The sequence below is a fragment of the Pseudarthrobacter sp. NPDC058362 genome, from assembly GCF_042723515.1.
Taxonomy (GTDB): domain Bacteria; phylum Actinomycetota; class Actinomycetes; order Actinomycetales; family Micrococcaceae; genus Arthrobacter.
The window spans coordinates 107,388-121,790 of record NZ_JBHXIW010000007.1 but is presented as its reverse complement, the minus strand read 5'-3'; the positions used below and the strand labels follow the sequence as shown (position 1 = coordinate 121,790).

9 protein-coding genes and 1 tRNA gene are annotated in these 14,403 nt (G+C 66.5%); 7 read left to right on the top strand and 3 right to left on the bottom strand.

Annotation, left to right across the window (positions count from 1 at the left end):
- Positions 1 to 60: 60 nt before the first annotated feature.
- On the bottom strand, positions 61 to 1,896 hold the full coding sequence (locus tag ACFWIX_RS13865) for an LVIVD repeat-containing protein (protein WP_377216712.1): 1,836 nt from the start codon (positions 1,894 to 1,896) through the stop codon (positions 61 to 63).
- 178 nt (positions 1,897 to 2,074) lie between these two features.
- Positions 2,075 to 4,048: an FAD/NAD(P)-binding protein gene (locus ACFWIX_RS13860; RefSeq protein ID WP_377216711.1), complete on the bottom strand. Its 1,974-nt coding sequence runs from the start codon at positions 4,046 to 4,048 to the stop codon at positions 2,075 to 2,077.
- A gap of 84 nt (positions 4,049 to 4,132) precedes the next feature.
- Between ACFWIX_RS13860 and ACFWIX_RS13855 the strand changes: the two genes are divergently transcribed.
- From ACFWIX_RS13855 to ACFWIX_RS13845, 3 genes are all read left to right on the top strand, one after another.
- Positions 4,133 to 6,358 carry a prolyl oligopeptidase family protein gene (locus tag ACFWIX_RS13855; RefSeq protein WP_377216710.1) on the top strand — a complete coding sequence of 742 codons (2,226 nt, stop codon included), beginning with the start codon at positions 4,133 to 4,135 and terminating at the stop codon, positions 6,356 to 6,358.
- A gap of 68 nt (positions 6,359 to 6,426) precedes the next feature.
- Positions 6,427 to 6,515: transfer RNA gene (locus ACFWIX_RS13850), tRNA-Ser, on the top strand.
- Positions 6,516 to 6,667: 152 nt separating this feature from the next.
- Positions 6,668 to 8,323, top strand: a complete 1,656-nt coding sequence (locus ACFWIX_RS13845) for an MFS transporter (protein WP_377216709.1) — start codon at positions 6,668 to 6,670, stop codon at positions 8,321 to 8,323.
- Here the strand turns inward: ACFWIX_RS13845 and ACFWIX_RS13840 are convergent.
- The gene (locus tag ACFWIX_RS13840; RefSeq protein ID WP_377216708.1) at positions 8,247 to 10,448 is read right to left on the bottom strand and encodes a RecQ family ATP-dependent DNA helicase; all 2,202 of its coding nucleotides are present in this window, start codon (positions 10,446 to 10,448) and stop codon (positions 8,247 to 8,249) included. The genes ACFWIX_RS13845 and ACFWIX_RS13840 overlap by 77 nt on opposite strands.
- A gap of 131 nt (positions 10,449 to 10,579) precedes the next feature.
- On the opposite strand from ACFWIX_RS13840, the gene ACFWIX_RS13835 reads away from it, so the two are divergent.
- The 4 genes from ACFWIX_RS13835 to ACFWIX_RS13820 all read left to right on the top strand — a co-directional run bounded on the left by ACFWIX_RS13835 (position 10,580) and on the right by ACFWIX_RS13820 (position 14,257).
- Positions 10,580 to 11,998, top strand: coding sequence for a phosphomannomutase/phosphoglucomutase (locus ACFWIX_RS13835; protein ID WP_377216707.1), 1,419 nt, complete (start codon positions 10,580 to 10,582; stop codon positions 11,996 to 11,998).
- A gap of 2 nt (positions 11,999 to 12,000) precedes the next feature.
- Entirely contained in the window at positions 12,001 to 12,492 is a 492-nt protein-coding gene (locus ACFWIX_RS13830; RefSeq protein WP_377216706.1) for a hypothetical protein, read from the top strand.
- A gap of 13 nt (positions 12,493 to 12,505) precedes the next feature.
- Entirely contained in the window at positions 12,506 to 12,961 is a 456-nt protein-coding gene (locus ACFWIX_RS13825) for an RrF2 family transcriptional regulator (RefSeq protein ID WP_377216705.1), read from the top strand.
- 135 nt (positions 12,962 to 13,096) lie between these two features.
- Positions 13,097 to 14,257 (top strand): globin domain-containing protein, encoded by a 1,161-nt coding sequence (locus ACFWIX_RS13820; protein WP_377216704.1) that lies wholly within the window; start codon positions 13,097 to 13,099, stop codon positions 14,255 to 14,257.
- Positions 14,258 to 14,403 lie beyond the last annotated feature (146 nt).

Genomic DNA, 14,403 nt, shown 5'->3' with positions numbered 1-14,403 from the left:
TCAACACAGCAGGGGCAGGGTCGGCGTGGCCGACCCTGCCCCTGCTGTCCTTGATGATTCCTACGGGTTGGTGAAGATCCAGAGCCCGTTGTCCCGGTCACTGCCGAGGATATAGGTCTTGCCATCCTCGCCAATGAAGGTCTCCACTCCCCAGAAGTCGTTTCCGGCCTTGTCCAGGTAGCTGCCAACCTCCACGAGCTCGCATGTGGTGTTGTCGGCGGGGTCGCCGCACTGGATCTGCACGGCGCGGAGGCCGCCGGAGTAGTAGGACAGATACGCCATGGACGGATCCTGCGGGTCCACCGCTACTTCGTGGACGCTCAGGTCACCGTACTTCAACGCGTAGGCAGGATCGTGGGCCTCCGGGATGGCGAACGTGTCCAGATCCTGCAGGGTTGCGGCGTCGAACAGATGCACGTAGCCCCAGCCATCGAATACAGAGCCGACCTCGATCTCGGCGCCGATAGTGCCGAGGGCGATGTTCTCCGGGTAGCTCCACGGTGCCTCGAGCGGGTCGATGTTGAAGAGGCGGTGGAAGGCTGCATGGGTGGTGCAGACTGCCACGACCTCATCGACGAACGCGCCCGACCCGCAGAACGGTTCCCCGCCGGCAGCGTCACCGTTGTGGTGGTTCACGAACAGGACGGAATCCCAGCCGGCAAGCACAGCCTGGTGGGCCTTCTCGCCCGGGAAGCAGGCGCCTTCAGGAGCGCTCGAGTCCCCGACCGGGCCCCGTTGGAGCACGATGATTGATTCCTCGCCCGGCTCCAGTGACTCCAAGTATCCGGGAACGCTCTCCGGCGTGGGAAGCGCCGCGGAATCCGGGCAGCCGTAGCCGCCGTAAACCACAGGGCCGTTGAGCGTCAGGTCATCGAGGATGGCCGGAGCCTGCCCGCCGCCCACCATCACGGACGGGTACGTGCCCGCGTGGTCGCCGCTGGTGATCTTGAATTCATCGGTGCGGTACGGGGCGAAGTCCTCGTCCGTGGCGATGAAGAACCGGTTGTCCTTGGTGAACTCCGCCTGGTGGGCATTCCCCTCGGGAGTCAGTGACGTGCCGAGGGATTCGAGGAGTTCCGGATCGATGTCGGCGAAGTCGGTGTCCCCGAGGAACTTGGCATCAGCCGGGTTGTTCACATTCATCAGGACGTAGCCGCCGTCCCAGTAGGACGCCAGCATGATGAAGTCTCCGTCGATCTCCTTGACCACCATGTCATGGATGAAAGAGTCGGTCAGTCCGATCTTCGGCTGGTCCACTTTGAAGTCGTTGAGGTCGTACTCAGCGACGACAGTCGGGCGCTGCGGCTTGCTGATGTCGAAGATGTCCACGTCGGTGTTCTCTTCGTTGTCCGAGACCACGACGTAAGCCTTGTCTCCTGCATCCCAGGCGAACACGCTGTGGATCTGGTTGCTGTCCCGGCTGCCGGGTTCCCGGTCGCCAAAGTTCTCGGACAGCTTCTTGGGGTTGCTCGGGTTCGTCACGTCATAGAGCGATACGCCGCCCTTGCCGTTCTTTCCGCACTGTTCATTGTTGACCACCAGCACATCCCCGGTGAAGCTGGGGGTAGTGATGTTCAGAACCTGCAGGCCTTCGCCCGGCCGGCTGTCCTGGTGCGCGGGGATGAACCCGATGCGCTTGGGCTCGCTGCCCGGCGCGGGATTGGCCTGGTCCACCGTGGAGATATCCACGATATAGACACCGGCATCCGGGCTGGTCTGCCCGCCGGTCTCCGGACCGGCACAGTCCGGCTCCCCCCAGTTGGCCAGGAATGCAGTGTTTCCATCGGGTGAGACAGTGACATCGGCGATCAGGTCCGGCGTATCTGTGAGCTTGACCTTGTCCACCAGTTCGATGTTCCCGGTGGCCCCCGTTCCTTTCAGATGGCCCTCGTCCATACCGTGTTGTCCGTCCGGGTGTGCGACGGCGGCTGTCAACCCCAATGCTGACAGGGCGAGGGTACTTAGTGCTGCAAAAACAACCAATCTACTGCTTTGTGGCATGCTTGACTCCGGCTGTTAGTTACCTGTGGATTCCCCCAATGCCGCTTAGCCTAAACCCGGGTTATTCCACTGTCTAGGTAAAATTTGCCAACGTTGGAGCGCCGCGGTGCAGTATCGCGGCAGCGATTTCGTCTGCGTCGCGCAGGGTGCGCTGGCCACTTTGGTAAACCGGGCCGCCCTCCTGCAGGGCCTCCGCGGCAATAGCTGTGCCCCACTGTGAGGACGACAGCTGCAGCCCGAGCACGTACAGCCCCTCCGTCACCGACCCGTTGGCCGCCAGCGGGCGGTACGGGTGCGGGACCACATCGAGGCCGGTGGACTGCACCGGGGCCCCCTCGGCGGTCATCATCAGCCGGGGCCGGACCAGCCCGTCGGCCAGCAGCTGTTCCAGGACCGGTGAGCTGTTCGCCGAGACCCGGTTGCCCGGCGCCAGGGCTTCCACCATGGTCCGGGCCCGCACCGGGCCGCCCTCCACCCAGGGGGACGTTGCAGTGAACATCCGCTCCTTGCGGTCCACATCGAACTTGGGATCCGGGCCCACAAAGCTCACCACCCCGGCCCCCGCAAGCGCCGCCAGCTGCTCGGAGCGCAGGGCCGGCGGGCCGCTGGCCAGCCCCTCCACGAATGACTCGAACCAGCCACGCAGCCCGGCGACCCAGGAAGCGTCGGTGATGCCGCCGTCGGCCACTGCCGTCTTAAGCACGGCACGCCCATGGTGGAGTGCGCCGATGGCCATCTTGACGGGATCGTCCTCGCCGAGGGCGGAGCGGCGGGCATCGTCCAGCAGGTATTCCACCACGGCGCCGTCGTGCGCAGCGCGGGAAGGGAAAGAACGGCCCGCCAGCGGGGCGGCCAGGCCGGGCAGGTCCAGCCGGTGGCGGGGCCCGACGTGGACCGCCAGCACGCTTTCCACCGCATCCTCCCAGTTGCCTGCACTGTGCGCGTGCGGGTGCAGGGCCTCCTCAAGCGCGGAGAGGAAGGCAGCGGAGTCGGAGACGGCGGAGGGCTGCGAGCGCACCAGCGTGGAGTAGTAGGCCCAGAGGGCGTCGCGGTGGAGCAGCGGCCAGAGGTCGTGATCGAAGCCGGGGGTGATGCCGGCCGTCCGGAAGCGTTCCAGCGCCGCCTCAGTGAGGTAGCGCAACGATACCGACGCCGGATAGTAGCCTTCCAGCGCGGCCTTGGCCCGGTACGGGGTACCTCGACGGGAAGCGGCAATGATGACGGGCTCCTGGCCGGAGGGCTCGTACCGGAGGCGGCCACCGTTGCCCACGAACTTGCCCCCACGGCCCTCGGTGAGCTGGCCCATCGTGTCGAAGAAGTTCAGCCCCATGCCGCGCACCAGGACGGTTTCGCCCGCCGGGATCCGGTCCCAGTCCACGTCCGCAGGCACCGCCGGGGGCAGATAGTGCAGGCCCAGCTGCTCCGCCGCGGCCTGCAGCCCGCGCTGTTCGTGGTTCAGCCGGGACGGCACGTGCCCCAGCGCAAGCACCACCGCGTTGGTGCGCAGCGGTCCCCCGGCGGCCAGGCCGACGTCGTACGTTCCCCCGTTTGCCGGGCCTCCCTGGCCCGACGGGCGCACCGACACCGCTTCTGTCTCGTGGAAGGCGACAGTGACACCGGCGGGCGCGCTGGCCACCAGTTCCTCGAGGGTGCTGCGCAGGTAGCGGCCGTAGAGGGCGCGGCTGGGGAAGTCGCTGGCGCCCAGGACGGCCAGTTCTGCTCGTTCATCGGCTGTGAGCCCGGGCATCGGGTTGCGCTGCTGGTGGATCCGCCACTGGTCGAACGTGGTGCCGGCAAGCGGGGCGGGCAGCGCGGGATCCTGTGGAATCACTGTGGGGTAGAAGGACTGCGTGTTCATGAGATACAGGCGCGATTGCTCCGGCTGCCACACATGGCCGGGGCCGGCCGGGAACGGATCCACGACGTCGATGTGGAGGCGCACCCGTGGCCCGGCAGCCGCGGCGTGCGCGAGCAGGCGCTCCAGAACGCTGGTGCCCCGCGGGCCGGCGCCAATGATGACGACCCGGGTGCTCTGCGTTATTTCCACGGCATCCAGAGTACGGGCTGAAAGCACGGTGTGGGCCCATCGCTTGACTTGCCAGCCCCGGGGGATGTTGTTTGGATGGGGCGCATGACCACCACTGCTGCTGATCCTGCGCCCGTGTCCGGCCCCGCCACCTCGCCCGAACCCACCGACGAGAACGTCTGGCTGGAGGAGATCTACGGCGAGGAACAGCTGGCCTGGGTCCGTGAGCAGAACTCCCGCACGGAGGACCTGCTGGAGGACGCGGAATACGCCGGGCTGGAAAGCAGCATCCTCGAGGTCCTCGATTCCACCGACCGCATCCCCATGGTGGGCAAGCGCGGCGACTGGTACTACAACTTCTGGAAGGACCGGGAGAACCCCAAGGGCCTGTGGCGGCGCACCACGTGGGAAAGCTACTGCTCGGACTCGCCCGAGTGGGAGGTCCTGCTCGATGTGGACGCCCTGTCGGCCGCGGAAGGCCAGGAGTGGGTTTTCCACGGCGCCACGTTCCTGCGGCCTCCCGCCGGTGAACCCTATCGACTGGCGCTCCTGGCACTCTCCCCCGACGGAGGGGACGCGAACCGGTACCGCGAGTTCGATGTCGAGGCGCGGGCGTTCGTTGACCCGGCGTCCGGCGGCTTCGACCTTCCGACGGCGAAGGGCAACGTCTCATGGCTCGATGCGGACACGCTGCTTGTCGCCTCCACCGCTGCCGGGCTTCCGGCCACGGCATCCTCTTACGCCCGGACCGCCGTAACCCTCGACCGCGGCACCAGCCTTGAGTCCGCGCCACGGCTGTTCGAGGTGCCCCAGGACCACATGATGGCCGTGGTGGCGCACGATTCCACGCCGGGCTTCGAGCGGACCTTCGCCGTTGACTGCATCGACTTCTTCAACCGAACCAACCTGGTGTGGCGGGACGGCGGGTGGGTGGCCATCGACGTTCCCACCGACGTCAACATCAGTGCGCACCGGGAGTGGCTGCTGTTCCGCCCGCAGCAGGACTGGCCGCTCAACGGGACCACCTACCCGGCCGGGTCGCTGCTGGCGGCGCCTTTCGCGGACTACCTGGCCGGGAGCCGGGACCTCGTTGTCCTGTTCGCTCCGGACGCGCACACCTCACTGCAGTCCTGGAGCTGGACCAGAAGCTTCCTGCTGCTGAACCTCCTGAAGGACGTCTCCTCGGAGATCCGGGTGCTGGATCCGTCGCAGGCCGGTTCTTCCGGTTCCGCGTGGGCCGTTTCTCCCCTGGACGCCTGCCCGCCGCTGCACGATGTCAACGCCTACGCCGTGGACGACGAGGACAAGGCAGCGGCCGACGGCGGTGCGGGCGACGACTTCTGGCTGGTCGCCACCGGTTTCACCACCCCCAGCACCCTCATGCGCGGCACGCTGGAACGCAAGCACGGCGACGGCGGGGTCCCCGGCGTGGTGAGCCGGCACGCGGTGGTGAAGGCGTCGCCGTCGTACTTTGCCGACGGTGACTACGAGGTGGAGCAGCACTTCGCCGTGTCCGACGACGGCACGCGGGTGCCGTACTTCCAGATCGCCGCGCGCGGGCTGGCACTGGACGGACAGAACCCGACCCAGCTTTCCGGCTACGGCGGGTTCGAAATCTCGCGCACCCCGGCATACAGCGGGACTGTGGGCCGGGCGTGGCTGGAACGGCGCACTACCGGCCTGCCCGGCGCCGACGGCGGGACGCCGCACTCCCGCGGCGGCGTCTACGTGGTGGCGAACATCCGCGGCGGGGGCGAGTACGGACCCGCATGGCACCGCGCCGCGCTGCAGGAGAACCGGCACAAGGCGTACCAGGACTTCGCGGCCGTGGCCCGCGACCTGATCTCCCGCGGGGTGACATCGCGGGAGCGGCTGGGCTGCGTGGGCGGCTCCAACGGCGGGCTGCTGGTGGGCAACATGCTCACCCGGTATCCGGAACTGTTCGGGGCAGTCTCCTGCGGCGTGCCGCTACTGGACATGCGACGCTACACGCGGCTCTCCGCCGGCCACTCATGGATCGCGGAATACGGGGACCCGGACGTCCCCGAGCAGTGGGAGTTCATTCGCACCTTCTCGCCGTACCACCTGCTGCGTGACGGCGTGGAATACCCGGAGACATTCATCTGGACGGCGACCTCCGACGACCGCGTCGGGCCCGTGCAGGCACGCAAGATGGCGGCCCGTATGCAGGCCATGGGCATCCCCAACGTCTGGTTCCACGAGGCCCTCGAAGGCGGCCATGCCGGGGCATCGGACAACCGGCAGGCCGCAGCGCTGCAGGCCCGCAGCCAGCATTTCCTGTGGAAGGCACTGGCCGGCGGGGGATCCTGAACCCGCGTTGGCCGTTTTGCACTGCATGGCCGGATCTGCGTATCCTTGGTGGGCTAGGAATAGCAACTGGAGACGTGCCAGAGCGGCCGAATGGACTTCACTGCTAATGAAGGGTCGGGGTTAAACTCGACCGGGGGTTCAAATCCCCCCGTCTCCGCGTTTGACCCCGGTCCACTGGACCGGGGTCTTTTGCGTTCCCGGGGTGTGCCATTCCCCTGATTCCTAACCTTGTTCGCAGATCAGAGCCCTCTGCATCCGGATAGGCGAACGAGCTTCTGACAGGAGCGTGCCGCGTGGCAACATGGTCGAATGGCATCAGGTAGCGCTGCAGCGGGCACCACCCCGACATGGAGTCCCCCGCTGGCATTGCTGGTAGCTGCCACGTTCTTCATGGAGTTCCTGGACGGCACCATCCTCACCACTGCCATCCCCAACATTGCGTCGGACTTCTCCGTCCCGGCCGCCGACGTCAACATCACCATGACGGCCTACCTGCTGACGGTGGCCGTCGGCATTCCGCTGAGCGGCTGGCTGGCGGAACGCTTCGGCGCCCGGCGCATTTTCTGCCTGGCGATCGCCGTGTTCACGCTGGCCTCACTGGCGTGCGCGCTGAGCCAGGACCTGGCCGGCCTGACGCTGGCACGGATCGCCCAAGGCGCCGGCGGGGCCATGATGGTCCCGGTCGGAACGCTGGTAGTGCTGCGCGGCACACCAAAGTCCGAACTGCTCCGCGCCACTGCATTCCTGGTCTGGCCTGGACTGCTGGCTCCGGTGATCGCACCCCTGGTCGGCGGAGCGCTGACGACCTACCTTTCGTGGCACTGGATCTTCCTCATCAACCTGCCCCTGGGCCTGGCCGCGTTCATCGCGGCACTTCGGCTGGTGCCTGGCATCGCCGGAGACAAGGGCCGCCGCCTCGACTGGCCGGGCCTTTGCTTCACCACTATCGGAGTGGGTGCACTGGTGGCAGGGCTCGAGCTGGCGAGTTCCCACCCGGACCTGCCCTGGGCCGGAATCAGTGCCGCATCCGGCGTGGCCGCACTTGCCGCCGCCGTGCTCTGGATGCGGCGGGCCCGGCACCCTTTGTTCAATCTCGACGTTTTCCGTACCCGGACGTTCCGCGCCACGGCCACCGGGGGCTTCGTCTACCGGCTCACCATCAGCTCTATCCCGTTCCTTCTGCCGCTGATGTTCCAGACCGGTTTCGGCTGGAGCCCCCTGCACGCGGGAATTATGGTGGCCGCGGTCTTCATCGGCAATATCGGCATCAAGCCCGCCACCACGCCGCTGATCCGCAGGTTCGGTTTCAAACCGGTATTGGTGGGAGCATCACTCGCCTCAGCAGCAACGTTCTTACTCTGCGCGCTGCTGACACCGGAGACGCCACAGGCCCTGGTTTTCGCCTTGCTGGTGTGCAGCGGCGCCTTCCGGTCCATCGGTTTTTCCGCCTACGCGTCCGTCCAGTACGCCGATGTCATCCCGGATCACCTGACCTCCGCCAACGTTGTGTCGCCGACAATGGTGCAGCTGGCCGCCGGAGCGGGCATCGCCCTGGCTGCCCTGATGATCCGGGCGTTCGACGGCGTTACCCCGGCCCGCGCGGTCGGCCCGCCAGACACCGGCCACCCCCTCGCGGGACTACCCTTCGCCGCGCTGCTGGACGACTCGGCTGCCCCCTTCCGCCTTGCGTTCGTGGCCATGGCGGTCCTGATGCTCGCCAGCACCGTGGACAGCCTTCTCTTACCCAACGACGCTGGCGCGGAAGTCAGCCGGGGCGGTACACCGAACGGCAGGCGGCGCGGGACTTCCGGGTCTGACCAGCCCCGGGACACGCCCCCGGACCAGCCGGGCAACACCCCCTCGGGTGTCGCCACGGTCGTCCCCGGCGTTAGCCAGCCTGGGCCAGAACCAGCGGCAGGACAGGCCCCGCACCTGCCTGCCGCAGGGCACTGCCGGCAACCGTAACCGTCCACCGGCTGTCAACGAGGTCGTCGATGAGCATTACCGGCTGGCCCCGAAGGGACGCGAGCGCCTGCTCCAGCTCGGGACCCACCACGATCCGGTCCCAAACTCCTGCCAGCCGGTAGGCGCTGTTTCCGCCCCGCCCTCCGGTCGGCCCGCCGTGGGCAAGCTGCAGCTCACCCAGATAGGGGATCCGGCCGATCTCCGAAATTCCCCGGGCCAGCGACCCCACTAGTTCAGGTTTGCTCCGCGACGGCACGCTCACGATCGCGGCCGGCCTGCCTGCGCCGCTCCAGCCAGGCGTGCGGCTGTCTCCGGCGCCCCATTCCCGCAGCACCTGCACGCAGGCCTGCAGCATGGCCGGATCCACTGGACGGTCCTCGGCACCAGCCGCAAACAGTGCCCGGAGTGCCCCACCCCAGCCGAGGTCTGTGAGCCGGGCAAGGAATCGCCCATCGGACAAACCCTCCCCCGCTTTCAGTTTTCCTTTGACGGGGACTCCCAGCCGGTCCATTCCGCTCGGCCACTGCAGGCGCGGTTCCAGCACACCGCCTGCCCTGCTGAGGGTCTGGCCGGCCGCTTCGGTTGCATCGGTGGCAATCTCGCTGGGGAACCAGCGGCCAGCACAGTTATCGCACCGTCCGCATGCCCGGGCCGCTTCATCATCCAGGACCGAGGTAATGTACTCCATCCGGCAGCCAGCAGTGTCCTGGTAAATGACCATGGAGTCCTGTTCGTCGATTCGGGCCTGGGCTATTCTCCGGTACCGGTCCGCGTCGTAAATCCAAGGCTGCCCGGTGGATCTCCAGCCGCCGCCCACCCGTTCCACGGCGCCGTCCACGGAGAGTACCTTCAGCAGGAGCTCAAGCGGGGTGCGGCGAAGGTCCACCCGGGCCTCGAGCGCCACAGTGGACAGGGCAGTTCCGGCCTCACCGAGGACTTCAAGGACGGCCGCTGCCTTTTCCTCCGACGGCATGGAAGCCGTGGCAAAGTACTGCCAGATGTCCCGGTCCTCCGAGCCGGGCAGCAGCAGGACGTCCGCATTGGCTGCTCCACGGCCTGCCCTGCCTACCTGCTGGTAGTAAGCCACCGGCGAAGACGGCGCGCCCAGGTGGACCACGAACCCCAGGTCCGGTTTGTCGAAGCCCATGCCCAGCGCGGATGTAGCCACAAGTGCCTTGACCTGGTTGCCTTTCAGCAGTTGCTCGGCGCTTTCCCGGTCGGCCGGATCTGTCCTTCCCGTATAGGGCAGCACCTTGTGGCCGGCCTCGGCCAGGAGCCGTGCAGTGTCCTCAGCAGCAGAGACCGTCAGTGTGTAAATGATTCCGCTCCCGGGCAGGTCCGCCAGATGAGTCAGGAGCCAACCCAGGCGCTGCCGCGAATCCGGCAACGCAAGGACTCCCAGTCGCAGGGATTCCCTGCCGAGCGAGCCGCGGATGGTGAGTACACCGGCGCCCAGCTGCTCCTCGATGTCATGTACGACGCGGGAGTTGGCGGTGGCGGTGGTGGCCAGCACTGGAATCGTGTCCGGGAGCTGCTTGATGAGGTCCGCGATACGCCGGTAATCCGGGCGAAAGTCGTGCCCCCAGTCCGAGATGCAGTGGGCCTCGTCAATCACCAGCAGTCCCGTGCGACGGATAAGTTCGGGCAGCTGGTTCTCGCGGAAGGCCGGGTTGGTCAGCCGCTCCGGTGAGACCAGCAGGACGTCCACCTCATCAGCGGCCAGCTGTTCCCGGACGGTGTCCCACTCGAGCTGGTTGGCCGAGTTGATCGCGACGGCCCGCACACCTGCCCGGGCGGCAGCGGCCACCTGGTCCCGCATCAGGGCCAGCAGGGGCGAGACGATCAGTGTCGGCCCGGCACCCCTGCGTCGCAGCAGCAGGGAGGCAACGAAATAAACCGCCGACTTGCCCCAGCCAGTACGCTGGACCACCAAAGCCCGCCGACCGCCGTCGACCAGCGCCTCGATGGCCTCAAACTGGCCGTCGTGGAAATCAGCATGCGGATGCCCTACGAGTCCCCGCAGGATCTCAAGCGCCTGCGCGTGCGTGGGCGACGAGGAGGAGATTGCCGGAGAGGAGGGTGGGGTGGAATCCGAAAGTACCGTGGCGTGCTGGTTATCGACCATTGATTCAGTATCCCAGCCACCCCCGACAGGGGGCACACCGATGGCAGCTCTGTGGAAAAACGGCGGGCCTGCCGCTTCACTGTTCCTCCACAGAGGCCCGGTTTCCGGCGCGTCCACGTAAGATAAGGCGCGTGACTAGCGAACAGACAACGACTTTTGACCTCTCGGCATCCTTCAAGGCCTACGACGTCCGGGGCATCGTGGGCGAGACCATCACCGCCGAAATCGTCGAAGCCGTGGGGGCAGCGTTCGTGGACGTCCTGCAGCTCGAAGGTCAGACCATCCTGGTGGGCGGCGACATGCGGCCGTCCTCCCCCGACTTCAGCAAGGCCTTCGCCAACGGTGCAGCAACCCGCGGCGCCAGCGTGGAACTTCTCGACCTGATCTCGACGGACGAACTGTATTTCGCCTGCGGCTTCCTCAACAGGGCCGGTGCCACCTTCACTGCCAGTCACAACCCTGCCGCCTACAACGGCATAAAGATGGCTAAAGCGGGCGCCGTGCCCATCTCCTCCGAAACGGGCCTCAGGGACATCCAGACGCTGGCCGAGCAGTACCTCAACGACGGCACCATTCCTGCCGCTGGAACCCGGGGCCGAATCAGTGTCCGGGACATCCTGAAGGACTATGCCGAATACCTCCGCAAGCTCGTGGACCTTTCCGGTTCGCGACCCCTAAAGGTCGTGGTGGACGCGGGTAACGGCATGGCTGGCCTGACCACCCCTGCGGTGCTCGGTGACGCCCTGCTGCCAAAGCTCCCGTTCGACATCGTTCCCCTCTACTTTGAACTGGACGGGTCCTTCCCGAACCACCCGGCCAATCCGCTCGAGCCGGAAAACCTCCGCGACCTGCAGGCCGCTGTCATCGAGCATGGCGCGGATATCGGCCTGGCGTTCGACGGCGATGCCGACCGCTGCTTCGTGGTCGATGAAAAGGGCGATCCCGTGTCGCCGTCGGCCATCACCGGCATGGTGGCGCACCGCGAAATTGCCCGCGCCAAGGCACAGGGCGAAGCGGTCCCCACGATCATCCACAACCTCCTCACCTCGCGCGCCGTCCCCGAGCTGGTAGCGCACGACGGCGGCCGCGCCGTCCGTACACGCGTGGGCCATTCCTTCATCAAGGCAGTCATGGCTGAGGAAGGCGCCGTGTTCGGCGGGGAGCATTCCGCGCACTTCTACTTCCGTGATTTCTGGAACGCGGACACCGGAATGCTGGCGGCCATGCACGTGCTCGCGGCGCTCGGCGAACAGGACGGCCCGCTGTCCGAGCTGGGTCGGGAATACGAGCCATACATCAGCTCCGGCGAAATCAACTCCGAGGTCGAAGACAAGCCCGCAGCGGTGGAGCGTGTCCGGGTGGACTTCGCAGGCGAGGACGTGACCATCGATTCCATGGACGGCAGCACGTTCACCGCGAACGACGGAAGCTACTGGTTCAACCTGCGCCCGTCTAACACCGAGCCCTTCCTTCGGCTCAACGCCGAGGCCACGGACCGCGCCACCATGGAGCGGATCCGTGACCGGGTGCTGGCACTGGTCCGGGCCTGATCATGCCTGATACCGCCGGACACAATCCCACCGGGTCCGAATCTTCGTGGCGCGACTCAGTCCCGGAAGACTCGGCCACTGACCTGGAAAACCTGCTCGGAACGGGTATCAGTGCCGCCCAGGAGCAGCTCCAGCGCAACGGCGGCTTCCTGCCCTTTGCCCTGACGGTCCAGAACGACGGCGAGCTGCGGCTGGTTGCCGTGTCCCCGGCAGACGCCGCGGAGGGCACGGACGCCGACTTCGACGCCGATGCGATGATCAGCGACCTGCAGACCGTGCTTCGACAGAACCGGGGCGATTTCCGTGCGGCGGCGGTGGTCTGCGATGTCCAGCTTGTTGAGGACGATTCGGATGCCATCCACGTTGCGACTGAGCACAGTGACGGTTCGGTGTTCGCTGCAATACTGCCGTACGTTGCCAACACCGCGACGCGGACCCTGGAGTTTGGCGAACTCGGCGCGGACTCCAACCAGCCCGCCATCTGGGTGGACTAGACCGGCAGCTGCCATGAAAATCAACGCCTTCGCAGATGTGAGCCTTCGGGCCCTCATGGTGTTGGCCGCCGCCCCCGAAGGCACGCTGCTGACCACGCAAAATGTGGCGGATTCGGTGGCTACGCCCTACAACCATGTGAGCAAGGCGATGGCCAAGCTGCGCAGCATGGGCTTGATCGAAGTGGTGCGCGGCAGGGCCGGCGGGGCCATGCTCAGCCTTGCGGGCCGGACCGCCACCGTCGGCGCAATCCTGCGGGAACTCGACACCCGCAGCGACCCCGCTGAGTGCATGGCACCCAACGGCAACTGCCCGCTCATCAACGAATGCCGCCTCCGCGCCGCCCTCTCGCGCGCCCGGGAAGCCTTCTACAGCGAGCTCGATTCCGTCCGGATCGCCGACCTTCCCGTGTCGCGGCAGATGGCCCCCGTCTTCGAAATGATCGGCCTGCGCCCCGGCCTGGAACGCTAACGTTACGGCTGGTCCGGCACGGTTTGCATCCTCGTTCTACAACCTGTAGAAATTGAAGCTATAAATACTCGCATTTGGAATGCAGGTATTTGCGAAGGCCGGACGAAGGCCCCGGTCACTACCTCAGGAGTTCCCATGCTCTCGGACAAATCCCGCCCCGTCATCGAAGCAACCCTGCCCCTGGTGGGCTCCCGCATCGGGGAAATCACCCCTAAGTTCTACTCCCGCCTTTTTGCCGCCCATCCGGAACTGCTGGACGGCCTGTTCAGCCGCTCCAACCAGCGTTCGGGCAACCAGCAGCAGGCCCTCGCCGGAAGCATCGCCGCTTTCGCGAGCCACCTGGTCAACAACCCTGGCACCCTCCCCGAAACGGTACTCTCCCGGATCGCCCACAAGCACGCATCACTGGGCATCACCGAACCGCAGTACCAGGTGGTCTACGAGCACCTGTTTGCAGCCATTGCCGATGACCTCGCAGAGGTGATCACCCCGGAGATCGCCGAAGCCTGGACAGAGGTCTACTGGCTTATGGCGGATGCGCTCATCAAGATCGAAAAGGGCCTCTACGCCCGCCAGGCCAACAGCAGGATGTGGGCTCCGTGGCGCGTGGCCGCCAAGACCCCCGCGGGCACCGGCGCAATAACCTTCACCCTGGAACCGGCGGACGACACCCCCATCACCGAGGCGCTTCCCGGCCAGTACGTCAGCGTCAAGGTCACGCTGCCGGACGGCATCCGCCAGGTCCGCCAGTACTCGCTGTCCAATGACGCCGGCACCAGCCGCACCTTCACCACCAAGCTGGACGATGGCGGCGAGGTCTCCCCCGTGTTGCACCGTGATGTTCAGGTGGGCGACATTCTCGAGATCTCCAATCCCTATGGCGAGATCACGCTTAAGGACGGCGAGGGGCCTGTGGTCCTGGCCTCCGCCGGCATCGGCTGCACGCCCACCGCGTCGATCCTCCGCTCCCTCGCCGAGGCGGGCTCGGACCGCCAGGTCCTGGTCCTGCACGCGGAAAGCACCCTCGAAAGCTGGGCGCTGCGCGGCCAGATGACAGACGACGTCGAACGCCTGGACGGTGCCGAATTGCAGATCTGGCTCGAGAAGCCGGTGGAAGGCGCCAAGGAGGGGTTCATGTCCCTGCGCGAAGTGGATCTTCCCGCCGACGCGTCGCTGTACCTCTGCGGCCCGCTTCCGTTCATGAAGAACATCCGCAATGAGGCCATCAACGCCGGCATCCCCGCCACGCGCATCCACTACGAGGTCTTCGGCCCGGACATCTGGCTGGCCAGCTGACTCCCTTCCACATCGATTGCTCCGCACCGGCCGTTTTCACGCCTCAAACGACCAAAGCGGAGCAATCGCTGGGTGGGTGCACGACGACGGCCCCGCACCTTTTCGCCAAAGGTGCGGGGCCGTCGTCGTCGTACTTTAGCGGAAGG

Bases quoted from the DNA above. Each gene is read 5' to 3' on its own strand.
- ACFWIX_RS13820 (WP_377216704.1), top strand. From the start codon at position 13,097: ATGCTCTCGGACAAATCCCGCCCCGTCATCGAAGCAACCCTGCCCCTG.
- ACFWIX_RS13855 (WP_377216710.1), top strand. From the start codon at position 4,133: ATGACCACCACTGCTGCTGATCCTGCGCCCGTGTCCGGCCCCGCCACC.
- ACFWIX_RS13840 (WP_377216708.1), bottom strand. From the start codon at position 10,448: ATGGTCGATAACCAGCACGCCACGGTACTTTCGGATTCCACCCCACCC.
- ACFWIX_RS13845 (WP_377216709.1), top strand. From the start codon at position 6,668: ATGGCATCAGGTAGCGCTGCAGCGGGCACCACCCCGACATGGAGTCCC.
- ACFWIX_RS13830 (WP_377216706.1), top strand. From the start codon at position 12,001: ATGCCTGATACCGCCGGACACAATCCCACCGGGTCCGAATCTTCGTGG.
- ACFWIX_RS13865 (WP_377216712.1), bottom strand. From the start codon at position 1,896: ATGGACGAGGGCCATCTGAAAGGAACGGGGGCCACCGGGAACATCGAA.
- ACFWIX_RS13825 (WP_377216705.1), top strand. From the start codon at position 12,506: ATGAAAATCAACGCCTTCGCAGATGTGAGCCTTCGGGCCCTCATGGTG.